The sequence below is a fragment of the Pseudoxanthomonas suwonensis genome (assembly GCF_010093235.1).
GTDB lineage: Bacteria > Pseudomonadota > Gammaproteobacteria > Xanthomonadales > Xanthomonadaceae > Pseudoxanthomonas > Pseudoxanthomonas suwonensis.
The window spans coordinates 37,381-60,994 of sequence record NZ_PDWP01000006.1; the positions used below are offsets into that span (position 1 = coordinate 37,381).

At 70.4% G+C, this 23,614-nt stretch carries 23 protein-coding genes and 1 pseudogene; 14 read left to right on the forward strand and 10 right to left on the reverse strand.

All coding sequences use genetic code 11. The features are described 5' to 3' along the window. The first annotated feature begins 96 nt into the window (after positions 1–96). Positions 97–672: a Fe-Mn family superoxide dismutase gene (locus tag CSC68_RS03885; RefSeq protein ID WP_162202189.1), complete on the forward strand. Its 576-nt coding sequence runs from the start codon at positions 97–99 to the stop codon at positions 670–672. 30 nt (positions 673–702) lie between these two features. Here CSC68_RS03885 and CSC68_RS03890 read toward each other — a convergent pair whose 3' ends face one another. Then, positions 703–1,854: a 5-(carboxyamino)imidazole ribonucleotide synthase gene (locus CSC68_RS03890; RefSeq protein WP_162202190.1), complete on the reverse strand. Its 1,152-nt coding sequence runs from the start codon at positions 1,852–1,854 to the stop codon at positions 703–705. 10 nt (positions 1,855–1,864) lie between these two features. Continuing rightward, entirely contained in the window at positions 1,865–2,389 is a 525-nt protein-coding gene (gene purE, locus CSC68_RS03895; RefSeq protein ID WP_162202191.1) for a 5-(carboxyamino)imidazole ribonucleotide mutase, read from the reverse strand. Positions 2,390–2,446: 57 nt separating this feature from the next. Between purE and CSC68_RS03900 the strand changes: the two genes are divergently transcribed. From CSC68_RS03900 to CSC68_RS03915, 4 genes and pseudogenes are all read left to right on the forward strand, one after another. After that, entirely contained in the window at positions 2,447–2,716 is a 270-nt protein-coding gene (locus tag CSC68_RS03900; protein WP_162202192.1) for a Trm112 family protein, read from the forward strand. Further along, entirely contained in the window at positions 2,713–3,588 is an 876-nt protein-coding gene (nadC, locus tag CSC68_RS03905; protein ID WP_162202193.1) for a carboxylating nicotinate-nucleotide diphosphorylase, read from the forward strand. Before CSC68_RS03900 ends, nadC begins: the two co-directional genes overlap by 4 nt. 201 nt (positions 3,589–3,789) lie before the next feature. Then, positions 3,790–4,521, forward strand: a pseudogene (locus CSC68_RS03910) (DUF2272 domain-containing protein); the annotation flags it as partial. A gap of 241 nt (positions 4,522–4,762) precedes the next feature. Then, complete coding sequence (locus CSC68_RS03915) at positions 4,763–5,116, forward strand: DUF3301 domain-containing protein (protein WP_162202194.1); 354 nt, start codon at positions 4,763–4,765, stop codon at positions 5,114–5,116. A 45-nt stretch (positions 5,117–5,161) separates the two neighbouring features. On the opposite strand, the gene CSC68_RS03920 is transcribed toward CSC68_RS03915, so the two are convergent. From CSC68_RS03920 to CSC68_RS03945, 6 genes are all read right to left on the reverse strand, one after another. Further along, positions 5,162–5,602, reverse strand: a complete 441-nt coding sequence (locus CSC68_RS03920) for a ClpXP protease specificity-enhancing factor (RefSeq protein WP_162202195.1) — start codon at positions 5,600–5,602, stop codon at positions 5,162–5,164. 49 nt (positions 5,603–5,651) lie between these two features. Beyond that, entirely contained in the window at positions 5,652–6,287 is a 636-nt protein-coding gene (locus CSC68_RS03925) for a glutathione S-transferase N-terminal domain-containing protein (RefSeq protein WP_162202196.1), read from the reverse strand. 159 nt (positions 6,288–6,446) lie between these two features. Beyond that, entirely contained in the window at positions 6,447–7,190 is a 744-nt protein-coding gene (locus CSC68_RS03930; RefSeq protein ID WP_162202197.1) for a cytochrome c1, read from the reverse strand. Further along, positions 7,183–8,442, reverse strand: a complete 1,260-nt coding sequence (locus tag CSC68_RS03935; protein ID WP_162202198.1) for a cytochrome b — start codon at positions 8,440–8,442, stop codon at positions 7,183–7,185. Before CSC68_RS03935 ends, CSC68_RS03930 begins: the two co-directional genes overlap by 8 nt. A gap of 3 nt (positions 8,443–8,445) precedes the next feature. Beyond that, positions 8,446–9,063 carry a ubiquinol-cytochrome c reductase iron-sulfur subunit gene (petA, locus tag CSC68_RS03940; RefSeq protein WP_162202199.1) on the reverse strand — a complete coding sequence of 206 codons (618 nt, stop codon included), beginning with the start codon at positions 9,061–9,063 and terminating at the stop codon, positions 8,446–8,448. 156 nt (positions 9,064–9,219) lie between these two features. Further along, positions 9,220–10,134 (reverse strand): lytic transglycosylase domain-containing protein, encoded by a 915-nt coding sequence (locus CSC68_RS03945; RefSeq protein WP_162202200.1) that lies wholly within the window; start codon positions 10,132–10,134, stop codon positions 9,220–9,222. A 209-nt stretch (positions 10,135–10,343) separates the two neighbouring features. Here CSC68_RS03945 and miaB point away from each other — a divergent pair, with 209 nt between their 5' ends. The 9 genes from miaB to CSC68_RS03990 all read left to right on the forward strand — a co-directional run bounded on the left by miaB (position 10,344) and on the right by CSC68_RS03990 (position 19,624). Beyond that, entirely contained in the window at positions 10,344–11,732 is a 1,389-nt protein-coding gene (gene miaB, locus CSC68_RS03950; protein WP_246193442.1) for a tRNA (N6-isopentenyl adenosine(37)-C2)-methylthiotransferase MiaB, read from the forward strand. Positions 11,733–11,885: 153 nt separating this feature from the next. After that, positions 11,886–12,869 carry a PhoH family protein gene (locus tag CSC68_RS03955; protein WP_162202202.1) on the forward strand — a complete coding sequence of 328 codons (984 nt, stop codon included), beginning with the start codon at positions 11,886–11,888 and terminating at the stop codon, positions 12,867–12,869. 69 nt (positions 12,870–12,938) lie between these two features. Beyond that, complete coding sequence (gene ybeY / locus CSC68_RS03960; protein ID WP_162202203.1) at positions 12,939–13,430, forward strand: rRNA maturation RNase YbeY; 492 nt, start codon at positions 12,939–12,941, stop codon at positions 13,428–13,430. Between the two features lie 3 nt (positions 13,431–13,433). Further along, positions 13,434–14,018, forward strand: coding sequence for a hypothetical protein (locus tag CSC68_RS03965; RefSeq protein WP_162202204.1), 585 nt, complete (start codon positions 13,434–13,436; stop codon positions 14,016–14,018). Positions 14,019–14,063: 45 nt separating this feature from the next. Beyond that, positions 14,064–14,945 carry a CorC family transporter gene (locus CSC68_RS03970; RefSeq protein ID WP_162202206.1) on the forward strand — a complete coding sequence of 294 codons (882 nt, stop codon included), beginning with the start codon at positions 14,064–14,066 and terminating at the stop codon, positions 14,943–14,945. Continuing rightward, positions 14,945–16,114, forward strand: a complete 1,170-nt coding sequence (locus tag CSC68_RS03975; RefSeq protein WP_162202208.1) for a lipoprotein N-acyltransferase Lnb domain-containing protein — start codon at positions 14,945–14,947, stop codon at positions 16,112–16,114. Before CSC68_RS03970 ends, CSC68_RS03975 begins: the two co-directional genes overlap by 1 nt. Before the next feature lie 43 nt (positions 16,115–16,157). Continuing rightward, entirely contained in the window at positions 16,158–17,162 is a 1,005-nt protein-coding gene (locus tag CSC68_RS03980) for a magnesium and cobalt transport protein CorA (RefSeq protein WP_162202209.1), read from the forward strand. 136 nt (positions 17,163–17,298) lie between these two features. Then, positions 17,299–19,389, forward strand: a complete 2,091-nt coding sequence (locus CSC68_RS03985; protein WP_162202211.1) for a carbon starvation CstA family protein — start codon at positions 17,299–17,301, stop codon at positions 19,387–19,389. Positions 19,390–19,399: 10 nt separating this feature from the next. Beyond that, positions 19,400–19,624: a YbdD/YjiX family protein gene (locus tag CSC68_RS03990; RefSeq protein ID WP_162202212.1), complete on the forward strand. Its 225-nt coding sequence runs from the start codon at positions 19,400–19,402 to the stop codon at positions 19,622–19,624. Positions 19,625–20,188: 564 nt separating this feature from the next. Here CSC68_RS03990 and CSC68_RS03995 read toward each other — a convergent pair. Next, positions 20,189–21,448: a DUF819 family protein gene (locus CSC68_RS03995; RefSeq protein ID WP_162202214.1), complete on the reverse strand. Its 1,260-nt coding sequence runs from the start codon at positions 21,446–21,448 to the stop codon at positions 20,189–20,191. 66 nt (positions 21,449–21,514) lie between these two features. Then, the gene (locus tag CSC68_RS04000; RefSeq protein WP_162202215.1) at positions 21,515–23,608 is read right to left on the reverse strand and encodes a S9 family peptidase; all 2,094 of its coding nucleotides are present in this window, start codon (positions 23,606–23,608) and stop codon (positions 21,515–21,517) included. Between the last annotated feature and the right edge of the window lie 6 nt (positions 23,609–23,614).

Here is a 23,614-nt window from a genome sequence, read left to right on the forward strand (position 1 = left end):
CCTGACGACGGGGCCTTCGCGGCCGTCGGCTACACTGAAGTTGCAATTGTAATCCCTGCGCGACCGCCCCGACGCCGCGCCTCCCCCGGAACCTGCATGTCCTTCGAGTTGCCCGACCTTCCGTATGCGCGGACCGCGCTGGAACCCCATCTTTCCGCCGCCGCACTGGAAGCCCACCGCGGCGTGCACCAGGGCCACCTCGATACGCTCAACCGGCTGCTGCCCGGTTCCGGCATGGAGGACCTGGCCCTGGACGAACTGGTCCGGCGCTCCCACGGCCGGCTGGCGGCGGTGGCGGCCGAGGCCTGGAACCACGCCTTCCACTGGACCTGTCTCTCGCCCCGCGGCGGCGGCGAGCCGCGCGGGCCGCTGGCGGACCGGCTGGCCAGGCGCTATGGCGATTTCGCCCGTTTCCGCAGCGAGTTCGAACGCATGGCGCTGGGACTGCCGGGGCCGGGCTGGGCCTGGCTGGTGCAGCGGCCGGACGGCAGCGTGGGCATCCTCCTGACGCATGGCGCCAGCACCCCGGCCACCGGCAGCGACGTGCCCCTGCTGGCCTGCGACCTCTGGGAGCACGCCTGGTGGCTGGACCACGCGGGCGACCGCGCCGGCTACCTTGCCGCGTTCTGGAAGATGGTGGACTGGGCCGCCGTGGCCAGGCGCCTGCGCTGAGGCCCTGCCCCGACGCCGGTGCCGCGCGGCTCAGCCGCGCAGCACCGCCAGCACGGGGGCGACCTGCTCCGGGCGGCCGAGCGCGACGCCGGCGGATTCCAGCGCGCCCGCCAGTGCCTGCGCACTGTCGGCGCGGAAGGTCGCATGGCCGACCTTGCGGCCGTCGCGCGGCTCCTTGCCGTAGTCGTGCCAGTGGCCCCCGGCCTGGCCGAGCACGCCGGCCACGTCCGGCATCGCGCCGATCCAGTTGAGCATGCAGGCATGGCCGCGCATCGCGGTGCTGCCCAGCGGCAGGCCCAGCACGGCGCGCAGGTGGTTCTCGAACTGCGAGGTCTCCGCGCCTTCGATGGTCCAGTGCCCGGAGTTGTGCACGCGCGGTGCCATCTCGTTGGCCAGCAGCTGGTCGCCGCGGCGGAACAGCTCCAGCGCGAACACGCCGACGTAGCCCAGCCTTTCCGCCAGCAGGCGGGCGTAGCCGAGCGCGGTGTCCTGCACTCCGGCAGGCACCGGCGCCGGGGCCAGGCTGGCCGACAGCACGCCGTCCACATGCCAGTTGGCGGTCAGCGGCCAGGCGCGGAACTCGCCATCTCGGCCGCGCACGGCGACCACGCTGACTTCGCCGTCGAACGGCACGAAAGCCTCGAGGATCAGGCCGACGCGCGGCGCCTGCGCCCCCAGCGCGTCCCACGCCGCATCGGCGTCGGCACGGCTGCGGATGCGGAACTGGCCCTTGCCGTCGTAGCCCAGGCGGCGGGTCTTGAGGATGCACGGCACGCCGACCTCGTCCAGCGCGCGCTCCAGCCCCTCGCGGCTGTCGACCGCGGCGAACGCCGGCACCGGGATGCCCAGTTCCCGGAACAGGGTCTTCTCGGACAGGCGGTCCTGGGCCACGGCCAGCGCGTCGGGCGCCGGATGCACCGGCACCTTGCCGGCCAGGCCGCGGGCGCTGTCGGCCGGCACGTTCTCGAAATCGAAGGTGACCACGTCGACCTCGCCGGCCAGCGCCTCGAGCGCGGCGGCATCGTCGAACGCGGCGTTGACCAGCGGCGCGCACTCGCCGGCGCAGGCGTCGGCGGCCGGGTCCAGCACCTTGAACTGCAGTCCCAGCGGCAGGCCGGCCAGCGCCATCATCCGCGCCAGCTGGCCGCCTCCGAGGATTCCAACGCGATGGCGACGGCTCATGCGCGAAGGCTCACTGCCGCGGATCGTCATTGGCCATGACGTCCTCGGTCTGGCGCTGGCGGAAGGACTCCAGCGCGCGGCCGATGTCCGGGTACTCGGCGGCCAGCATGGCGGCGGCGAACAGCCCGGCATTGGCGGCGCCGGCATTGCCGATGGCGAAGGTCGCGACCGGGATGCCGGCCGGCATCTGCACGATCGACAGCAGCGAGTCCATGCCATTGAGCGCGCGGCTCTGTACCGGTACGCCCAGCACCGGCACCGGGGTCTTGGAGGCGATCATGCCCGGGAGGTGGGCGGCGCCGCCGGCGCCGGCGATGATCGCGCGCAGCCCGCGCGACTGCGCCGTGGCGGCGTACTCGAACAGGACGTCCGGAGTACGGTGCGCGGAGACGACGCGGACCTCGTGCGGAACCCCGAGCGCCTCGAGCTTCTGCACGGCGTGCTGCATGGTTTCCCAGTCGGAACGGGACCCCATCACGACGCCGACCAGGGGCGCGGCGGTGGGGGGCGCGGGCGGATTGGGCTGGGCTGGCATGGCCGTCCTCGGTGGCAAGGCCGTATTCTAGCCGCCTCCGCTCCCCGACCGAATGCCATGGACCGCAAGCTGCTCGACCTTCTGTGCTCGCCCGACACCCGCCAGCCGCTGGCCCTGCGGGGGTCGCGCGGACTGGAGGCGCTCAACCGCGCCATCGCCGCCGGCCAGGTCAGCCGCGCCGACGGCACGCCCCAGCGCGAGCCGCTGCGCGAGGCCCTGGTCACCCGCGACCGCCGCCACGTCTACCGGGTCGAGGACGGCATCCCCGTGCTGCTGGTCGAGGAAGCCCTGGCCACGGCGCAGGTGGCCGACTTCCCGCCGGCATGAGCCTGCCGGCGAGCCTGCTCCCGCCCCCGGAGGCGGTGGTCCTGGAGGACGTGCGCCGCGCCCTGGCCGAGGACATCGGCGATGGCGACGCCACCGCGGCCCTGCTCCCGGACCAGCCCGACAGCGCCTGCCTGCTGTGCAAGGAGGACGCGGTCGTCGCCGGTCGCCCCTGGTTCGACGCCACCCACCGCGCGCTGGACCCGCAGGTCCGCATCGAATGGCGGGTGGCCGAGGGCCAGCGCGTGGCCGCCGGCACCGTGCTGGCCGTGCTGTACGGTCGCACCCGCGCCCTGGTCAGCGCCGAGCGCACCTCGCTCAACTTCATGCAGACCCTCAGCGGCACCGCCACGGTGACGGCGGGCTACGTGGAGGCGGTGCGCGGCACCGGCACCACCATCCTCGACACCCGCAAGACCCTGCCCGGCCTGCGCCAGGCGCAGAAGTACGCGGTGCGTGCCGGCGGCGGCGGCAACCACCGCATGGGGCTGTACGACGCGGTGATGCTCAAGGAGAACCACGTGCGCGTGGCCGGTTCGGTCACCGCCGCGATCCAGGCCGCGCGCGCGGCGCGGCCCGACCTGCCGCTGGTCGTCGAGGTCGAGACCCTGGACGAACTGCGCGAGGCGCTCGCGGCCGGCTGCGACCGCGTCCTGGTCGACGACTTCGACGCCGATGCCCGCCGCGAGGCGGTGCGCATCGCCCGCGCCGCGCCGTTCGACGGGCGCATCCCGCTGGAGGTCTCCGGCAGCGTCGGCATCGAGGGCCTGCGCGCGATCGCCGAGGATGGCGTGGACTTCATCTCCATCGGAGCGCTGACCAAGCACGTGCGCGCGATCGACCTGTCGCTCAAGCTCGGCGCGCCACCGGCGTGAGTCCGGCGCGGCTCTCACGCCGCGCCCACCGCGAACGGCTAACCTCGGTCGCACGCGAAAGGAGCCCGCATGCGCCCCCATGCCCCCTGGCTGATCCTCCTTGCCCTGGCCGGACTGCTGCTGGCCCCGCTGCGCGCCGCGGCCGCGGTCGAGGCCTGCGAGCTGCCACCACGCTATGGCGTCGAGCGCACGGCCGCCGCCATGGTCGGCATCGCCTGCCGCGAACACCGGCTGTGGTTCAGTCCGTTCATCGACAGCGAGGGCCGCGTGGCCGCGCTGGCGACGACCGAAGCCGAGCACACCCGGCTCGGGGACGACGCCACCCCGGCATGGCAGCAGGTGGTCCGCTACTGGCGCGAAAGCGGCACCCTGGCGCAGATGGCCAGCTTTCCCGGCGCCGGCAGCTGCATGCAGCCGGCTGGCGACCGCCACTTCGACAGCGACTGCCGCGCCTTCCTGCTCGACCATCCATGGTCGGCCGCGTTCATCTCCTGGGTCGTGCTGCGCGCCGGGGTGCCCAACTTCAGCGCCTCGCCCCGGCACATGGACTACATCGCACGCGCCTACCGCGATCCGGAGCGCAGCCCGTTCCGCTACGCGGATCCGTTCGCGGAAAAGCCGGACCCGGGCGACCTGCTGTGCTTCCTGCGCGGCAGCGACGAAGGTCGCGGCGCCGCGGGACTGCGCGCTGGCCTGTCCGGCACCGGCCAGCTGCCACGGCAGTCGCACTGCGAGGTGGTGGTCGCGGCCAATCCCGGTGGCGACCGCACCCTGTACCTGCTTGGCGGCAACGTGCTCAATGCGGTGGTCATGCGCCACCTGCCGCTGGACCGCACCGGCCGGCTGGAGCGCAGCGCTGCAGGCCTGGTCGAAGGCACCCGGCCCGCCGCGGGAGCCGCTTACGGCGAAGACATGCAGGCGGCCGAGTGCAGCCCCGGGCGTCCCGAGGCATGCAGCTTCAACCGGCGTGACTGGGCGGTGCTGCTCAAGCTGCGGTCGCAGGCGGAGCTGGATGCCCTGTTCCTGGGGAAACCGGTCCCCATCCGGACCGCACGCCCCGGGGCACCCGCTCCTGCCCCGGCTGCCCCCGCCGCGCCCGCGGAGGGCCCGCCGGGCCTGCGCGACGCGGACGGAGCGCGGGGCGCGCGCGGCGGAGCTGGGCTAGAGTCCGCGCATGCCCAGCCTGATCCTGCTGATGATTGCCGGCGCCGCCGTGTTCGCGTTCTGGAACGCGGCGCGTGCGGCTGCCGAACGTGCCGAGGCCCTGGGCCGCGACGCCTGCAACGCCGCTGGCGTGCAATGGCTCGACCACAGCGTGCATGCGACCGGGCTGCGGGTCTACCGGCGCGAGGACGGCTGGCTCGGGCTGGAGCGCACGTTCCGCTTCGACTACTCGCATGACGGCGCCGACCGCCACAGCGGAAGGCTGGTGCTGCGCGGCGGGCGACTGGTGTCGTTCACCGGCCCCACGGCCGGTGCACGGATCATCCCGCTGCCGGTCCGCGGCCACGGGCATCCGGACGCCTGAAACTGCCGCGCCGGCACGGGGCCGGCGCGGATCCATCGGATGCGTCTACTTCACCACCCGCAGGTGCGGGCGCTTGCCGGCTGGAGGCGGCTCGGGCGGCGTGGTGTCGTCGGGCGGGCCATCGTGCCCTTCCCCTTCGTGCCCGGGCGGCAGGCCGGCCTCTTCCGGCAGGACCATGCCCTGCCCGGTCTCGCGTGCGTAAACCGCCAGCACCGCGTTGACCGGCACGCTGACCGGCTGGCTGACGCCACCGAAGCGCGCGGTGAAGCCGATCCAGGCATTGTCGATGTGCAGGCCGACCACGGCGCGATCGGCGATGTTGAGCACGACCTTGCCCTCGCGCACCACGCCCGGCGGCACCTGCACGCCAGGCACCGACGCGTCCACCAGGATGTGGGGCGTCATGCCGTTGTCGTTGATCCACTCGGTCAGCGCCCGCAGCAGGTACGGGCGGTAGGAGGTCATGCGGGGTACGTCTTCGCTCATGGGGGGCAGTCTACGCGACCGCGGCGGCGGGGGCCGACGCGGCGCCGGGTCAGGCCGGCAGATCGCGCAGCTTCCTTTCCTGTTCGGTGAGGCTGCGGGCAAAGCCGGGGTTGCGGAAGATGCGGTTGCCGTAGTCCTCGATCGCCTTGCCGTCCTTCGGCAGCGGCACGTCCAGCGCCGGCAGGCGCCAGATGATCGGAGCCATGGCGCAGTCGGCCAGGCTCATTTCCGGGTTGAGGAAGAACTTGCTGGCCTTGAACAGCGGCAGCGATTCGGTCAGCAGCTCGCGCAGGCGCTTGCGCCCGGCTTCGGCCTGCTGCTTGTTGCCCAGCTGGATCGCCTGCACCTGCGGCACCCAGTCGTGCTCGATGCGCAGCATCGCCAGGCGCAGGCGCGCGCGCGACAGCGGGTCCACCGGCATCAGCGGCGGGTGCGGGTAGCGCTCGTCGAGGTACTCGCTGACCACCGAGGCCGCGTACAGCACCAGCTCGCGCTCCACCAGGGTGGGCACCGAGTGGTACGGATTGAGATGGATCAGGTCTTCGGGCGGGTTCTGCGCATCGACCGCCACCAAGTCATAGGTCACGCCCTTGGCCGCAAGGACCAGCCGGACCCGATGACACAGGACGTCATCGACGGAGGAGAACAAAGTCAGGGTATTGCGCATACGCACGCTCGCTGCCATCAGGGCCTCCGCAGACCGGACTCCGCCGGCCGCACCATCGCCGACGGCCCCTCGCCGTCGGTCGTGATAATCCCCCGAGTGTGCCGTTCCGGCGCCAAAAAGCGCAAGGCCGGGAAGACCCGGCCCTGGCTGCATGGCTTTGGCACACGTCCGGTGACGTCAGTGCACGTCCCGCCAGTACTCCTGCTTGAGGAGCCAGGCGAGGAACGTCAGGGCGACCAGGAACAGGATCACCCAGATGCCGATGGCCTGCCGCTTCAGCGCGGCCGGCTCGCCGGCGTACTCGAGGAAGTTGGTGATGTCGCGGGCGACCTGGTCGAACTCCTGGGCTGACAGCTTGCCCGGCTGGGTCACCACCAGCCGCTCGGGATGGCGCTCGCCGGCCGCGTCGGGCTCGCCGAACTCGGCGTGCTGCAGGCCCTGCAGTTCCCAGAGCGGGTTGGGCATGGAGACGTTCGGGAACAGCTTGTTGTTCCAGCCCAGCGGGCGGGTCTCGTCCAGGTAGAAGGACTTGAGGTAGGTGTACAGCCAGTCGCTGCCGCGCACGCGGGAGATCAGGCTCAGGTCCGGCGGCATCTTGCCGAACCACTTCTCGGCATCGGCCGGGGCCAGCGAGACATGGATCTGCTCGCCGTACTTGGCGCCGGTGAAGTTGAGGTTCTGCATCACCTCTTCCTCGGTCAGGCCGAGGTCCTCGCCCATGCGCGAGTAGCGCAGGTACTTCAGCGAGTGGCAGCCGGAGCAGTAGTTCATGTACAGCGCGGCGCCGCGCTGCAGGGAAGCCCGGTCGGACAGGTCGTTGCCCGCCTGCTGCACCGCGCCGCCGGAAGCGGCGAGCGCGGCGGCGGAGAACAGGAGCCCGGTGGCCGCCGAAGCCAGCAGTGCAATCCACTTCTTAGTCATGCGTCGTCACCCGTTCCGGCACCGGCTTGGTCTTGTCGATCTTGGTCCAGATCGGCATGGTCAGGAAGAAGAGGAAGTAGTAGGCCGTCAGGATCCGGCCGACGATGGTCTCGACCGGGTCGGTGCCCGGGCCGGCGCCGATCTTGCCCAGCCACACGAAGCTGAAGGCGAAGCCCAGCAGCAGCACCCAGGACAGGACGCCGCGGTAGCGGTAGGACCTGGCCTTGGAGCGGTCCAGCCACGGCAGCGCGAACAGGATCGCGATGGCGCCGAACATCACCAGCACGCCGCCGAGCTTGTCGGGCACCACGCGCAACATCGCGTAGAAGGGCGTGTAGTACCACACCGGCTTGATGTGCTCCGGGGTGACGAGCTTGTTGGCCTCGGTGAAGTTGTCGTGCTCGAGGAACCAGCCGCCGAACGCCGGGGCGAAGAAGATGATGAAGGCGGCGATGACCAGCATCGCGCACACGTAGAAGGTGTCCTTCACCGTGTAGTAGGGGTGGAACGGCACGCCGTCGGCCGGCGCGGTCGGCGACCAGCGGTTGCCCCTCGGGCCCTTCTTGATCTCCACGCCGTCCGGGTTGTTGGAACCGACCTCGTGCAGCGCGCCCAGGTGCAGCACGACCAGCAGCAGCAGCACCAGCGGCAGCGCGATCACGTGCAGCGCGAAGAAGCGGTTGAGGGTGGCGTCGGAGGGCAGGTAGTCGCCCATGATCCACTCGGTCAGGCCGTTGCCGATCACCGGGATCGCGCCGAACAGCGAGATGATCACCTTGGCGCCCCAGAACGACATCTGGCCCCACGGCAGCACGTAGCCCATGAAGGCCTCGGCCATCAGCACCAGGTAGATCAGCATGCCGAGGATCCACACCAGCTCGCGCGGCTTCTGGTACGAGCCGTACATCAGGCCGCGGAACATGTGCAGGTAGACGACGATGAAGAACAGCGAGGCGCCGGTGCTGTGCATGTACCGGATCAGCCAGCCCCACTCGACGTCGCGCATGATGTACTCGACCGACGCGAAGGCTTCCGCCGCGCTGGTCTTGAAGTGCATCGTCAGGAAGATGCCGGTCACGATCTGGTTGACCAGCACCACCATCGACAGCACGCCGAAGATGTACCAGATGTTGAAGTTCTTCGGCGCGTAGTACTCGGACATGTGCTTCCGGTACATCGGCGCCAGGGCCGGCGCGCGCGCGTTGACCCAGTCCATCACGCCGGCGGCGGCGCGGTTGAAGATGTTGGCCATGGCTTATGCCCCCTGAGGATCGACGCCGATGACGATCGTGTTGTCGTCGGCGTAGTAGTGCGGCGGCACGACCAGGTTGGTCGGGGCGGGCACGCCCTGGAACACGCGGCCGGCCATGTCGAAGCGCGACTTGTGGCAGGGGCAGAAGTAGCCGCCCTTCCACTCCGGGTCGTACGGCTCGGGCTTGATCTCTGCGGCCATCTCCGGCGAGCAGCCGAGGTGGGTGCAGAGGCCGACCAGCACGGAGATCTCCGGCTTGAGCGAGCGCAGCTCCGGGTTGGCCTGGCGCACGTACTCGGGCTGCTGGTCGGGGTTGTCCGACTTGGGGTCGCGCAGGCGGCCGTCCAGGGTCGGCAAGGCCTCCAGAACCGCCTTGGAACGCTTGACGATCCAGATCGGCTGGCCGCGCCACTCCAGGATCAGGCGCTGGCCTTCCTGCAGGGCACTGATATCGGCGGTCACCGGGGCACCGGCGAGCTTCGCCCGGGCGCTGGGATTCCACGACTTGATGAACGGTACTGCTGCGAAACCGGCCCCCACGGCCCCCACCACGGCGGTGGTGGCGGTCAGGAACCGGCGTCGGCCCGTGTTCACGGGCGCTTGGACCTCATCGTTGGCCATCCGGCACTCCGAAAATCATCAGCTGGTAGCGTTGGCTGCCCGCGACCGTCTCCGGTCGCAAAAGACGAGGAAGTGTAACGGAACGCTTAACAGGCCGACAATGGCGACCTTCCGGCGCCCCGGCCCATCCGCCCCGCAGCCCTGCCCGCATCGCGCTCACCGCGCCGCCAGGACGCCGCGGTAGCGCTCGGCGAGCACCCCCACGCGCTGCACGTAGCGCTGGGTCTCGCTGTACGGCGGCACCCCCTTGTAGCGGTCCACCGCGCCCTCGCCGGCGTTGTAGCCTGCCGCGGCCAGGGTCAGGTCGCCGTTGTAGCGCCGCAGCAGCCAGGCCAGGTACTGGGTGCCGCCACGGATGTTCTGCTGGGCGTCGAAGCTGTCGCTGACGCCGAACCGGCGGGCCGTGGCCGGCATCAGTTGCATCAGGCCCTGGGCCCCGGCATGCGACAGGGCGGCGGGGTTGAACGCGGACTCGGCATGGATGACCGCGCGGACCACGGCCTCCTCCACCCCGAACTCACGGGCGGCGGCGGCGATCTCGTCGCGGTAGGCATCGGTGTTGAGCCGCACGGTGGCGAAGCTCACCCCGGGCTGCACGGCGCAGGCGTAGCAGGTCTCCATGAAACTGTACGCCACGGTACGCACCCCACTCGCGCCGGAACCGCGCCCGGGCGGGCGGCTGGTGAAGTGGCGCACGCCGTCCTTCATATACGAATAGACCTGGCCGCTGACCCGGCGGCGCGGCGGGGTTCCCGCCGGCGCCGGGGAGGCGCTGGCCGGCGTGGTCGCCACGGCGGGCACCATCCGCGGCTCGCCCTCCGTGCCGGCGGACCCGGATGCGGCCACTGGCGTCGCCACGGGAGCCGGCGCCGCTGGACTGGCGGCGGGCCGGGCGGGCTTGCGATCGGGCGTGAAATGGCTGGCCACGGCGCACTTGGCACCGGGCACGCGCTTGCTCACGTAGCTGGATATGCCATCGCTGCCCACGCACCGGTACACGGTGCCTGCGCTGGCCGGAAAAGCCGGCAGCGCGAGCAGCAGCAGGATGGCTGCCTTCCCCAGGGTCCCCATGGGCGCGAGTATCCCGGCTCGCCGGCGGCTTGCCAAGCCGCCACCGCCCAAAACGGGGCGCCGGTCCGCCCTGGCGCTACAATGCCGCCCCCTGCCCGCCTGGATTAACCGCCATGACCGGGATGAACGCCACTCCGGACCCCGCTCCGGAAGCCGCCATCGCGCCCGCCTCCACCCCTGCCCCCTCCCTGGTCCCGCTGCCGGGCGCCATGCCGCGCGCCATTCCCGGCGGGGCCCGCGGCAAGCTCTACATCAAGACCCACGGGTGCCAGATGAACGAGTACGACTCGGCCCGCATGGCCGACGTGCTCGCCGAGCACGAGGGGCTGGAGCTGACCGACAACCCGGAGGAGGCCGACGTCGTCCTGGTCAACACCTGCTCGATCCGCGAGAAGGCCCAGGAGAAGGTGTTCAGCCAGCTCGGCCGCTGGAAGGCACTGAAGGAAGGCGGCCGCGAGGTGATCATCGGCGTCGGCGGCTGCGTCGCCTCCCAGGAGGGCGAGGCCATCGTCAAGCGCGCGCCCTACGTGGACCTGGTATTCGGCCCGCAGACCCTGCACCGCCTGCCGGAACTGATCCGCGCCCGCCGCGAGCAGAAGCGCCCGCAGGTGGACATCTCCTTCCCGGAGATCGAGAAGTTCGACCGCCTGCCCGAGCCGCGCGCCGAGGGCCCCAGCGCATTCGTCTCGATCATGGAGGGCTGCTCCAAGTACTGCTCGTTCTGCGTGGTGCCCTACACCCGCGGCACCGAGGTCAGCCGCCCATTCGAGGACGTGCTGGTCGAAGTGGCGCAGCTGGCCGCCCAGGGCGTGCGCGAGATCAACCTGCTGGGCCAGAACGTCAACGCCTACCGCGGACCGATGGGCGATGGCACCGACGCGTGCGAGGGCCTTGGCCCGAGCGAAGAGCACTATGCGGACCTGGGCCTGCTGATCCGCACCATCGCCCAGATCGAGGGCATCGGCCGCATCCGCTTCACCACCTCGCACCCGCTGGAGTTCTCCGACTCGCTGGTGGAGGCCTACCGCGACGTGCCGCAGCTGGCCAATTACCTGCACCTGCCGGTGCAGTCGGGCAGCGACCGCATCCTCAGCGCGATGAAGCGCGGCTACACCGCACTGGAATTCAAGCAGAAGGTCCGCAAGCTGCGCGCGGTGCGCCCGGACATCTCGATCAGCTCGGACTTCATCGTCGGCTTCCCCGGCGAGACCGACGCGGACTTCGAGAAGACCATGAAGCTGATCGAGGACGTGGGCTTCGACCAGAGCTTCTCCTTCATCTATTCGCGCCGCCCCGGCACCCCGGCCGCGGACCTGCCGGACGACGTGGGCGACGAGACCAAGCACGCGCGCCTGTCGCGCCTGCAGGCCACGATCAACGCCAACGCCGCGCGCATCTCCGAGGCCATGGTCGGCAGTGTGCAGACCGTGCTGGTCGAGGGACCGTCGAGGAAGAACCCCGAGGAGCTGACCGGCAAGACCGAGAACATGCGTTCGGTGAACTTCCCCGGCAACCCGCGCCTGGTCGGCCAGTTCGTGGACGTGCGCATCACCGCGGCGCTGACCAACTCGCTGCGCGGCGAGATCGTGGTCGCCTGAGGCCTTTGCCCCCTCTCCCGGCGGGAGGGGGGCTTGGCCGCCGGATGCGCGCCAGGCCGGCGTTTTCACTGGTCCACGCACCTGCCCCGCGCTAACCTTTCGCCCCCGACCGAATGGCGCCCGCGCGTCCCCCGCGCAGGCAGCGCCCCGCCGATGACGACCCCGACCCAGCGCGACTTCACCCTCGAACCCGCCGACACCGAACGCCTGGCCAACCTGGCCGGCCCGTTCGACCAGCACCTGCGCCAGATCGAACTGCGGCTGGGGGTCGAGATCGCCAACCGCGGCAACGTGTTCCGCGTCACCGGCGAAGCCAACGCGACCTCGCGCGCCGAGCACCTGCTGCAGGCGCTGTACGCCGAAGCGGCCGAGACCACCTTCGACAGCCATGCCATCCACCTGCGCCTGAACGAGGCCAACGTCGACCAGGTCGACGACGCCGGCTACCAGCCGCAGGAGGTCTCGGTGAAGGTGCGCCGCGGCACCATCCGCGGACGCGGCGCCAACCAGGCCCGCTACCTCCACTCGATCGCCACCCACGACATCAACTTCGGCATCGGTCCCGCCGGCACCGGCAAGACCTTCCTGGCCGTGGCCATGGCCGTGGACGCGCTCAACGAGTCGCGGGTGCAGCGCCTGGTGCTGGTGCGCCCGGCGGTGGAGGCCGGCGAGAAGCTCGGCTTCCTGCCCGGCGACCTGACCCAGAAGGTCGATCCCTACCTGCGCCCGCTGTACGACGCCCTGTACGAGATGCTGGGCGTGGAGAAGGTGGTCAAGCTGCTGGAGAAGAACGTCATCGAGATCGCGCCGCTGGCGTACATGCGCGGCCGCACCCTCAACGACGCCTTCGTGATCCTGGACGAGGCCCAGAACACCACCATCGAGCATATGAAGATGTTCCTGACCCGCCTGGGCTTCGGCTCCACCGCGGTGGTGACCGGCGACATGACCCAGATCGACCTGCCGAAGCACGTCAAGTCGGGCCTGAAGGACGCGATCGAGGTGCTGCGCGGGGTCGAGGGCGTGAGCTTCACCTTCTTCGAGGGCCGCGACGTGGTGCGGCATCCGCTGGTGGCGCGCATCGTCAATGCCTACGACCGCCGCGACCGGATTGCCGCCGAGCCCGGGCAGGAATGACGCCGGAGGTCGCGGCGGCGGCCGCCGCGCGCGATACTGCGCGCTTCCTTCCTGCCTGATCCACCTGCCATGACCAAGGGCCCCGTCCGTCTCGATGTCGCGGTCAGCTACGCGGTGCCGCGCGCCGGCGTGCCTGCAGCGCAGAGCTTCCGCAAGTGGGTGGCGGCCGCGCTCGCCGGCCGCATCCGCGAGGCCGACCTCGCGATCCGCATCGTCGACGCGCCCGAGGGCCAGGCGCTCAACCGCCACTACCGCGGCAAGGACTACGCCACCAACGTGCTGAGCTTCCCGGCCGAGCTGCCGGAAGGCCTGCCCAAGGGGGTCAAGTTCCCGTTGCTGGGCGACCTGGTGATCTGCGCGCCGGTGGTGGCGCGCGAGGCGGCAGAGCAGGGCAAGGCCCTGGCCGCGCACTACGCCCACCTCACCGTGCACGGCACCCTGCACCTGCTGGGCTGGGACCACGAGGACGAGAAGGAGGCCGAGGCCATGGAGCAGCTGGAGCGGGAGATCCTGGCCGGCCTCGGCCTGCCCGATCCCTACGCCGCCGAGCGGGGGGACTGAGCCATGGCCGCCCGCCGCATCGCCGCCCTCCTGGCGCTCGCCCTGTCCGCCACGTCCGCCACCACCGCCGCCCAGGACGCGGTCGCCCCGGATCTGCCCGCCCTCATCGAGTGCCGCGCCACGTACGAGGCCTTCATGGGCCTGGTTCCGGTCCAGGCCGACCCGCTGGCCGCGGTCTCGCTCGGCTGGCGCCCGCAGCCGCAGGCGAACCTGTTCATGGTCGAGTACCAGCTCAACACCCCGATCGAGGTGTTCGGCCACCGCACGACCCACATCGCCTTCGCCGGGGACGCCATCCTCGCCGTCCTGGACCTGGAGGACCCGCGCGTGCTGGCGCGGGAGCTGCAGCTGGAAACCGGGATCGACACGCCGGAGAAGGTCCTGTTCGGCCTGGAGGTGCGCGCCGAGGAGGTCGCCGGCGCGGACGGCCAGCCGGCGTGGATCGATTCGGCCGTGATCAACGTCTCCAACGTCGATTCCCACCCGGGCAAGACCCTGGCCGGATGCAGCTACAGCCGCGATCCGCTGGAGCCCGAAGAGCCGGAAATCCCCGGCGGCGCCTCGCCCACGGCCGCCCTTCCACGCTAGACTGCGGGCAACGCCCCTCCATCCGGGGCGCCGTTCCCACCCCAGATGTCAGAAGACGACAGTAGCAGCCACCACGCATCCGAGCCGCACGAGCGGCGACGCAACTGGCTCGAGCGCATCAGCGCCGCCTTTTCCGGCGAACCCGACACCCGCGAAGACCTGGTCGCGCTCCTGCGCGACGCCCAGGGCAACGGGCTGATCGACGCCGACACCCTGCGCATGATGGAAGGCGCGCTCTCGGTCTCCGAACTGACCGTGGGCGACGTCATGGTGTCCCGGTCGCAGATGGTATCCCTCTCGGCCGAATCCCCCTTCTCCGAGCTGCTCGACCAGGTGGTCGAATCCGGGCATTCCCGCTTCCCCGTCCATGGCGAGGACCGCGACGAGATCCTCGGCATCCTCCTGGCGAAGGACCTGCTCCGCGGGGTCGCCCGCAACAAGGGGCCGTGCGAGATCAATCCGCTGCTGCGTCCGGCGGTGCTGATCCCCGAGTCCAAGAAGCTCAACGTCCTGCTCAAGGAATTCCGCCTGTCGCGCAACCACATGGCGATCGTGGTGGACGAGTACGGCGGCGTCGCCGGCCTGGTCACCATCGAGGACGTGCTCGAGCAGATCGTCGGCCAGATCGACGACGAGCACGACGAGGCCGCCGACGACAGCGCGCTGATCGCGGTGCAGGCCGACGGCCAGTACATCGTCGACGCCCTGACCCCGATCGGCGACTTCAACCAGCGCTTCGGCGCCGGCTTCCCGGACGACGAGTACGACACCATCGGCGGCCTGGTGACCGAGGCCATAGGCCACCTGCCCGAGGTCGGCGAGGAGCTGACCCTGGACCGTTTCGCCTTCCGCGTGATCCGCGCCGACGCGCGCCGGGTGCGCGCCTTCCAGGTCGGCGTGCTGCCGGCCACGGTGGAAGAGGACTGATGCGGGGCAAGGCCTGGGCGGCCCTGCTGCTGGCCGGCCTGCTCGCGCTGCTGGCCCTGCCGGCCATGGCCGCGCCCCGGATCGGGGTGCTGACCATGGAGCCGGGCGAGGTGTTCTTCGAGCGTTTCGGCCACGACGCCCTCGTCGTGGCCGATCCGGCCGGCGGCAAAGCGGTCTCGTACAACTTCGGCTACTTCGACCCCACCGAGCCGGACTTCGTCGGCCGCTTCGTGCGCGGCGAGATGATGTACATGCTGGTGGCGCTGCCACTGGAAACGGACCTGGAGCAGTACCGCCAGGCCGGGCGTGGGGTGCGCCTGCAGTGGCTGGACCTGGAGCCGGAACAGGCCGAGGCCCTGGCCGCCAGCCTGGCCGAGCGCGCGCGCCCGGAGAACGCGCGCTACCGCTACGACTACTTCACCGCCAACTGCGCGACCCAGGTGCGCGACGCGCTGGACGAGGCGCTGGGTGGCGCGCTGCGCACCCAGCTGTCGGGGCGCTCGCGCGGCAACACCTATCGCAGCGAAGCCGTGCGCCTGGCGCGGCCGGCCGCGTGGATGTGGCTGGGCTTCGACCTGGGCCTGGGCCCGTACGCCGACCGGCCGCTGTCGCGCTGGGTGGAGGCCTTCGTGCCCATGCGCCTGGCCGACAGCCTGCGCGAGGCGCGCCGCGCCGACGGCCGCCCGCTGGTGCTGTCCGAGCACGAGATCCTGCCGCACCTGGTCGCCCCGGAGCCGCCCGAGCGCCCGCGCCGGGTCTGGCCCTGGCTGCTGGCCGGACTGGCCGGGGCCGTCGCGATCCTCGCCCTGCGCCGCCGCCCGCGCGTGCTGGCTGCCTTCGCCGCGCCGCTGTGGCTGCTGTGCGGCATCGGAGGGGTGCTGATGGCCTTCATCTGGCTGGGCACGGCGCACGAGGCAGGCTGGGCCAACCGCAACCTGTCGCTGCTGGATCCGCTGTGCCTGCTCCTGCTGCCCGGTGCGTTCGCCCTGCTGCGCAGCCGGGTCCCCAGGCGCCTGTTCCGGCCGCTGCTGTGGGCCGTCGCGGCGATCGCCTGCGTCGGCTGGGTGCTGCAGTGGCTGAGCCTGCAGCCGCAGTTCAACCATCCCTGGGTGGCCCTGCTGCTGCCGCTGCACCGGGCCCTGGCGCTGGCCCTGGGCCGCCGCGCCTGAGCCGGGCTTGCCGCCGCCGCGGGCAGCCCGCAGGATGCCGCGCATGAACAACGCCGCCGCCCTGCCCGCCTGCGTCCTCGCCTGCGCCTGGTACGACGGCGACGGCTGCCGCCACGACATGTCGCTGGAGGAAGTCGGCCGGCGCATCGCCGGGCAGGTCCCGGGGTTCGCCTGGATCGGCCTGTACGAGCCGCAGCAGGAAATCCTGGACCGCCTGCAGCAGGCGCTGGGGCTACACCCGCTGGCGGTGGAGGATGCCGGCAAGGCGCACCAGCGGCCCAAGGTCGAGGCCTACGGCGACACCCTGTTCGTGGCCGCGCACACCGCGCAGATGGACGGCACCCGCATCGCCTACGGCGAGACCCACGCCTTCCTCGGCCGCCGCTTCCTGCTGACCGTGCGCCACGGCGCCTCGCTGTCCTACGCCCCGGTGCGCGCCCGCCTGGAGCGCGAACCGGAGCTGCTGCGCGCGGGGCCGGCGATGGCGCTGTACGGCATGCTCGACTTCATCGTCGACAACTACGCGCCGATCGTCGACGCGCACCGCGACACCCTGCACGCGCTGGAGCGCGACATCTTCTCCGACACCTACCGCCGCGCCATCGTGGTGCGCCTGTACGACCTCAAGCGCGAGCTGACCAACATGCGCGGCTCGGTGTCGCCGCTGCAGGACGTGCTGCAGCAGCTGGTGCGCAGCCAGGCGGCGCAGGGCCAGCTGGTGCCGGAGGACGTGCGCCTGTACCTGCGCGACGTGCACGACCACGTGGTGCGCATCAACGACGCGATCGACAGCCTGCGCGACATGCTCGGCACCGCGCTGAGCGTGAACCTGTCGCTGGTCACCCTGGCCCAGGGCGAGACGGTCAAGCGCCTCGGCGCCTGGGCCGCGCTGCTGGCCGCGCCGACCCTGGTCACCAGCTGGTACGGCATGAACTTCGCGCACATGCCCGAGCTGGCGCCGCGCTGGGCCTACCCGGCGCTGGCGCTGGGCGTGGGCCTGGTCTGCGTGGTGCTGTACCGGCTGTTCAAGCGTTCGCGCTGGCTCTGAACACACCGCGACAACACCCGCGGTGGAATCCTCGCGCCGCCGGATAAGACCAAAGTCGAAGCCGCGGGAGCGGCACGCGCATTGACGGTCCCGGCATGCAGGACGACCCTTGTCGTACCCCCGCCGGAGACAACACATGAAGGCATTCTCGAAGGTTGCGTGGGCAGCGCTGGCGCTGCTCGGCGCGTTCTGCCTGGCCACGATCGCGCTGCGCCGCGGCGAGCAGATCAACGCCTTGTGGATCGTGGTGGCAGCCGTATCGATCTACCTGGCCGCATACCGCTTCTATGGCCAGTTCATCGCCAACCGGGTCATGGGACTGGATCCCACCCGGGCCACGCCCGCCGTGCTGCACAACGATGGCCTGGACTACGTGCCGACCAACAAGCACGTGCTGTTCGGCCACCACTTCGCCGCCATCGCAGGCGCGGGCCCCCTGGTAGGCCCGGTACTGGCTGCGCAGATGGGCTACCTGCCCGGGTTGCTGTGGCTGGTGGTCGGCGTGGTGCTCGCCGGCGCGGTACAGGACTTCATGGTCCTGTTCATTTCCTCGCGCCGCGACGGCCGCTCGCTGGGCGACCTGGTGCGCGAGGAAATGGGGCGCATCCCCGGCACCATCGCCCTGTTCGGCGCCTTCCTGATCATGATCATCATCCTGGCGGTGCTGGCGATGGTGGTGGTCAAGGCGCTGGCCGAAAGCCCGTGGGGCATGTTCACCGTGATCGCGACCATGCCGATCGCGATCTTCATGGGCATCTACATGCGCTACATCCGTCCCGGCAGGATCGGCGAGATCTCGGTGGTAGGCCTGGTGCTGCTGCTGGGCGCGATCTGGTTCGGCGGCCAGGTCGCCTCGCATCCGACCTGGGGCCCGGCCTTCACCTTCACCGCGACCCAGATCACCTGGATGCTGATCGGCTACGGCTTCGTCGCCTCGGTCCTGCCGGTGTGGCTGCTGCTGGCGCCGCGCGACTACCTGTCCACCTTCCTCAAGATCGGCACCATCGTCGCCCTGGCCATCGGCATCGTGGTCGTGATGCCCGAACTGCGCATGCCGGCGCTGACCGAATTCGCCGCCAGCGGCGAGGGCCCGGTGTGGAAGGGCGGCATGTTCCCGTTCCTGTTCATCACCATCGCCTGCGGCGCGGTGTCCGGCTTCCATGCGCTGATCAGCTCCGGCACCACGCCCAAGCTGCTGGCCAACGAGGGCCATGCGCGCTACATCGGCTACGGCGGCATGCTGATGGAATCGTTCGTGGCGATCATGGCCCTGGTGGCGGCCTCGATCATCGACCCGGGCGTGTATTTCGCCATGAACAGCCCGGCGGCGGTGATCGGCGCGGACGCAGCTTCGGCCGCGGCGCACATCACCCAGCAGTGGGGCTTCACCATCACCCCGCAGGACCTGGAGGCCACGGCCGCCGCGATCGGCGAACCGACCATCCTGCACCGCGCCGGTGGCGCGCCCACGCTGGCGGTGGGCATCGCCCAGATCCTGCACGAGGCCATCCCCAGCGGCAGCGACGCGATGATGGCGTTCTGGTACCACTTCGCGATCCTGTTCGAGGCGCTGTTCATCCTCACCGCGGTGGACGCCGGCACCCGCTCCGGCCGCTTCATGCTGCAGGACCTGCTGGGCAACTTCATCCCGGCGCTGCGCCGCACCGAGTCCTGGGGCGCCAACATCATCGCCACCGGTGGCTGCGTGGCACTGTGGGGCTACCTGCTCTACACCGGCGTGGTCGATCCGTTCGGGGGCATCCAGACCCTGTGGCCACTGTTCGGCATCTCCAACCAGATGCTGGCCGGCATCGCGCTCATGCTGGGCACGGTGGTGCTGTTCAAGATGAAGCGCGACCGCTACGCCTGGGTCACCGCCCTGCCCGCGGCCTGGCTGCTGATCTGCACCACCTGGGCAGGCCTGATCAAGATCTTCGACAGCAACCCGGCGCAGGGCTTCCTCGCCCAGGCACGCAAGTTCCAGGACGGTATCGCCTCCGGCCAGGTGCTGGCCCCGGCCAAGAACATGGACCAGATGCACCAGGTGGTGACCAATGCCTACGTCAACACCGGCCTGACCGTGCTGTTCCTGCTGGTCGTGTTCTCGATCCTGTTCTACTCGATCCGCGCGATCCTGGCCGCTCGCGCCAACCCGGCGCGCACCGACCGCGAGACCGCCTACGTCGCGCTCACCGCGGAGCAGCAGGCCGCGCAGGCCCACCTGTAAGGAGGACGCCATGGGTACCCAGCTCGTCCCCGTCGCCCACTACGCCACGCACAAGCGGGTGTGGCGGCGGCTGGTCCAGACCGCGCGGCTGTGCTGCGGGATCCCGGACTACGACAACTACGTCCGGCACATGCTGGAGAAACATCCGGACAAGGAGCCGATGGACTACAAGACCTTCTTCCGCGAGCGGCAGGAAGCACGCTTCGGCGGACGCGGCGGATTCCGCTGCTGCTGAGGGTCGCAGGCAGGTGAACCCGGAAGGGCGAAGCGAAAGCTTCGCCCTTCTTTTTCTTCAGGCAATCCTGCCCTGTTGCTGTCATTCCGCCCGTTGCAGAGAACCTGGCATCGCCGCCACGGCGGCGCGGTGGAGGCTGTACGTCCGGGCGAAGCGAGACATGGGCCCTGCTCCGCCGTTGCGGGAAGCGCAGGGCACCGGCCGGCGCAGCCGGACGGCGATCGGTTCGGGCCGTGCTTTCTTGTTGTTTCCGGGCTGCCATCCGGCTGCCGGGAGCGCCTCTTTGCACAGGCAGGGAAAGTGACCCGGCAGCCGCGAAGCGGATGGCGAGGCATGTTTCGACGTTGCCCGCGGCTTTGCAGCACGCGCAGCCCGGATCAGGCCGCGGGACGAATCCGGGCGGGGCCGCCTTTGTCGCGGGCATCCCCGGGTGCGCTTCGCTTACCCGGGCTACGAAGGACCGGTTCGAGCCCCTTGTCGCCCGGAATGGGGGCCACGAACGCCGGAACAAAGAAAGGCGAAGCGGGGGCTTCGCCTTTCCGGTGCGCACGTCGGAGCGACGGCTTACTGCCCCGCCATCATCCGCAGGATCTGCCCCAGCCAGTACGCGATCATCGTGCCGGTGGCATAGCCCACCGTGCCCAGGAGCACGCCCACCGGGGCCAGCGTCGGATGGAAGGCCGCCGCCACCACCGGCGCCGATGCGGCGGCGCCGATGTTGCCCTGCGAGCCGATCGCGAAATAGAACAGCGGCGCCCGGACCAGCTTCGCCGCGCCCCACAGCACCAGGATGTGCACGGCCATCCAGACCACGCCCAAGGCCAGCAGGCCGGGCCGCTCGGCCAGCCGGGTGAAGTCCATCTGCATGCCGATGCTGGCGATCAGGAAGTACAGGCAGGCGCTGCCGATCTTGGCCATGCCCGCGTTCTCCAGCCGCCGCACCGGGGTGAAGCTCAGCCCCAGGCCGGCGACGGTGGCCAGCAGCACCACCCAGACGAAGGCCGAGTCCAGGCTGTACTGGCTGGCATTGGCTACGTGCGCGGCGAACCATGCGGCCACCGGCGTGGACACGGCGTGCGCGGCGCCGACGATGCCGAAGCCGATGCCCAGGATCACCATCAGGTCGGTCAGGGTCGGGATACGCGCGTTCGCCGCCTCGTAGGCCTCCAGCCGCGTCTTCATTTCGTCGATGGCACTGGTGTCGGCGCCGCTGCGCGCATCGATCGTCGCCGCGCGCCCGGCCAGGAACAGCAGGGTTGCCATCCACAGGTTGGCGATGGCCACGTCGACCACCGCGAACTGGCCGAACAGGGTGGCGTCCACCTGGTACACCTCGCGGATCGCCACCATGTTGGCGCCACCGCCGATCCAGCTGCCTGCCAGCGCGGCCATGCCCTTCCACACGTCGCCGGCCACCACGGCCGGCCAGAACCACTGGAACACCTGGAAGGCCACGATCGCGCCCAGGAACAGGCCAAAGGTGCCCGCGCAGAACACGAACAGCAGCCTCGGCCCCAGCTTGAGCACGCCCTTGAGGTCGATGGTCATGGTCAGCAGGACCAGGGCCACCGGCAGCAGCACGCGGCTGCCGATCGGGTTGTAGACCGCGCCCTGGCTGCCGTCGATCAGGCCGACGGTGTTGTAGATCGCCGGGACGAAATAGCACAGCAGCAGCGCCGGCACCCAGGCGAAGAACTTCTTCCAGAACGGAGTGGGGCCGCTGGCCAGCCAGAAGATCAGGCCGAGGGTGGCGGCGATCAGGCCGAACACGACGATGTCGTTGGTGATCAGCGCGGTCGAAGCTTCGGCGTTCTCGATCGCCATGGGTACAACTCCTGCGGAACCGTAAAAGCGATGGCCGGCGGGTGCCGGCCATCGGGGTGGATCACGTCACTGGCCGATGTGCTTCTTCAACCAGGCGTTGACGGTGTCGTGCCAGAGCACGCTGTTTGCCGGCTTGAGCACCCAGTGGTTTTCGTCCGGGAAGTACAGCAGCTTCGACTCGATGCCCTTGCGCTGCAGCGCGGTGAAGGTCGACAGGCCCTGGTCCACCGGCACGCGGTAGTCCTTCTCGCCCTGCACCACCAGCATCGGCACGCGCCACTTGGCGACGTGGTTGACCGGGTTGAACTTCTCGAAGTTCTCCGGCTTCTCGAACGGGGTGCCGCCGTTCTCCCACTCGGTGAACCACAGCTCCTCGGTCACATAGCCCATCGAGCGGGTGTCGAACACGCCGTCGTGGTTGACCAGGCACTTCCAGGGCGAGTGACCGGCTTCATCAAACCAATTCCCGGCGATCCAGTTGATCATGTAGCCGCCGTAGCTGGCGCCCAGGGCGCAGGCACGGTCGCCGTCCAGGAAGGCGTACTTCTGCTGCGCGGCGGCCCAGCCCTTCTGCAGGTCCTCCAGCGGCTTGCCGCCCCAGTCGCCGCTGATCGAATCGGTGAAGGCCTGGCCGTAGCCGGTGGAACCGTGGAAGTCGATCATCACCACCGCATAGCCCTGGCCCGCGTAGGTCTGCGGGTTCCAGCGGTAGCTCCAGCCGTCGCCGAAGCTGCCCTGCGGGCCGCCGTGGATCAGGAACGCCACCGGGTAGCGCTTGCCTTCCTCGTAGTTCCACGGCTTGACCACGTAGCCGTACACGGTCTCGCTGTTCCAGCCGGAGAAGCTGAACTGCTCGTAGTCGCCGAAGGCCACGTCGGGCAGCACCTCGCCCGCCGCGGGTGTGATCGCCCGCTGCGCGGCCGGGCTGGACAAGGTGGTGGTGAACAGCTGGTCGCCACTGCGCAGCGAATTGCGAGTGAAGGCCAGGGTGTCGCCGGCGATGTCGAACGAGGAGATGGTGCCCTCGCCCACCACCTGCTCGACCTTGCCGGTGGCCACGTCCACCTTGAACAGCGGATGCTGGCCCAGGTGCTGGGCCGTGGTGTAGATGGCCTTGCCGTCGGCCGACAGGGTGATGCCGTCGGCGCTACGGTCCCACTCCGGCGCGATCTCGCGCACCTTGCCGCTGGCCAGGTCCAGCGCCATCAGGCCGAAGCGGTCGGCCTCGAAGCCCGGGCGCTTCATCGCGCGGTAGTACAGGGTCCTGCCGTCGGCGCTGAACACCGGGCCGGTGTCCCAGGCCGGGTTGGACGCGGTCAGGTTCTTCAGCGGCTTGCCGTCCCGGTACAGGTACAGGTCGAAGTTGGTCGACCATGGCTCCTGGCGGTCGGCCACGCGCATGGAGAACACCAGCGACTTGCCGTCGGGCGACCAGGTGTATTCGTCCGCGCCGCCGAACGGCCGCGACGGCACGTGGCCCACCGGCTCGTTCCTGCCGGCGCCGACGAGCACCGGCGCCGGCGCCTTGCCGCCGCTGGCCGGGGTGGTCACGAACAGGCGGCTGTGGCGGCCATCGGACCAGGTGTCCCAGTGGCGCACGAACAGCTGGTCGTAGACCACGCCGCTGGTCTTGGACTTCTCGCGCTCATCCAGGCGCGAAACCGTGCAGTCCAGGTCCGCGCCGCAGTCGGGGAACACATCCATGCTCACCGCGATGCGCTTGCCGTCCGGGGAGACCTTGTAGCTGCCGATGTCCAGCGGGTAGCCGGTCAGCTGCTGCGGCTCGCCGCCGCCGGCGGGGATCGCGTACAGCTGCTGGGTACCGCCCTTGGCGCTGAGGAAGTACACCAACCTGCCGTCGGCCGAGAACGAGGGCGAATTGACGTTCCAGCCTTCCGGGGTCAGGCGCCTGGGCGGCGCCATGTCGCGGGTGCGAAGGTCGCGGATCCACAGGCCGGTGCTGGCCTTGCCGAGGTCCTCGCCGATTTCGCGCCTGGCGAACACCACGCGCGCGCCGTCCGGCGACAGCACCGGCGAAGAGACGCGATCCAGCTTCTGCAGGTCGCGCACGTCGAAGCCGCGGGCGGCCTCCACGTCTGCGACCGCGCCAAGGCCGAGCAGTCCGGCCAGGGCCAGGACAATGGGCGTGCGTGCGGACATCGGGAA

Bases quoted from the DNA above. Each gene is read 5' to 3' on its own strand.
- CSC68_RS03885 (WP_162202189.1), top strand. From the start codon at position 97: ATGTCCTTCGAGTTGCCCGACCTTCCGTATGCGCGGACCGCGCTGGAA.
- CSC68_RS03890 (WP_162202190.1), bottom strand. From the start codon at position 1,854: ATGAGCCGTCGCCATCGCGTTGGAATCCTCGGAGGCGGCCAGCTGGCG.
- purE (WP_162202191.1), bottom strand. From the start codon at position 2,389: ATGCCAGCCCAGCCCAATCCGCCCGCGCCCCCCACCGCCGCGCCCCTG.
- CSC68_RS03900 (WP_162202192.1), top strand. From the start codon at position 2,447: ATGGACCGCAAGCTGCTCGACCTTCTGTGCTCGCCCGACACCCGCCAG.
- nadC (WP_162202193.1), top strand. From the start codon at position 2,713: ATGAGCCTGCCGGCGAGCCTGCTCCCGCCCCCGGAGGCGGTGGTCCTG.
- CSC68_RS03915 (WP_162202194.1), top strand. From the start codon at position 4,763: ATGCCCAGCCTGATCCTGCTGATGATTGCCGGCGCCGCCGTGTTCGCG.
- CSC68_RS03920 (WP_162202195.1), bottom strand. From the start codon at position 5,602: ATGAGCGAAGACGTACCCCGCATGACCTCCTACCGCCCGTACCTGCTG.
- CSC68_RS03925 (WP_162202196.1), bottom strand. From the start codon at position 6,287: ATGGCAGCGAGCGTGCGTATGCGCAATACCCTGACTTTGTTCTCCTCC.
- CSC68_RS03930 (WP_162202197.1), bottom strand. From the start codon at position 7,190: ATGACTAAGAAGTGGATTGCACTGCTGGCTTCGGCGGCCACCGGGCTC.
- CSC68_RS03935 (WP_162202198.1), bottom strand. From the start codon at position 8,442: ATGGCCAACATCTTCAACCGCGCCGCCGCCGGCGTGATGGACTGGGTC.
- petA (WP_162202199.1), bottom strand. From the start codon at position 9,063: ATGGCCAACGATGAGGTCCAAGCGCCCGTGAACACGGGCCGACGCCGG.
- CSC68_RS03945 (WP_162202200.1), bottom strand. From the start codon at position 10,134: ATGGGGACCCTGGGGAAGGCAGCCATCCTGCTGCTGCTCGCGCTGCCG.
- miaB (WP_246193442.1), top strand. From the start codon at position 10,344: ATGCCGCGCGCCATTCCCGGCGGGGCCCGCGGCAAGCTCTACATCAAG.
- CSC68_RS03955 (WP_162202202.1), top strand. From the start codon at position 11,886: ATGACGACCCCGACCCAGCGCGACTTCACCCTCGAACCCGCCGACACC.
- ybeY (WP_162202203.1), top strand. From the start codon at position 12,939: ATGACCAAGGGCCCCGTCCGTCTCGATGTCGCGGTCAGCTACGCGGTG.
- CSC68_RS03965 (WP_162202204.1), top strand. From the start codon at position 13,434: ATGGCCGCCCGCCGCATCGCCGCCCTCCTGGCGCTCGCCCTGTCCGCC.
- CSC68_RS03970 (WP_162202206.1), top strand. From the start codon at position 14,064: ATGTCAGAAGACGACAGTAGCAGCCACCACGCATCCGAGCCGCACGAG.
- CSC68_RS03975 (WP_162202208.1), top strand. From the start codon at position 14,945: ATGCGGGGCAAGGCCTGGGCGGCCCTGCTGCTGGCCGGCCTGCTCGCG.
- CSC68_RS03980 (WP_162202209.1), top strand. From the start codon at position 16,158: ATGAACAACGCCGCCGCCCTGCCCGCCTGCGTCCTCGCCTGCGCCTGG.
- CSC68_RS03985 (WP_162202211.1), top strand. From the start codon at position 17,299: ATGAAGGCATTCTCGAAGGTTGCGTGGGCAGCGCTGGCGCTGCTCGGC.
- CSC68_RS03990 (WP_162202212.1), top strand. From the start codon at position 19,400: ATGGGTACCCAGCTCGTCCCCGTCGCCCACTACGCCACGCACAAGCGG.
- CSC68_RS03995 (WP_162202214.1), bottom strand. From the start codon at position 21,448: ATGGCGATCGAGAACGCCGAAGCTTCGACCGCGCTGATCACCAACGAC.
- CSC68_RS04000 (WP_162202215.1), bottom strand. From the start codon at position 23,608: ATGTCCGCACGCACGCCCATTGTCCTGGCCCTGGCCGGACTGCTCGGC.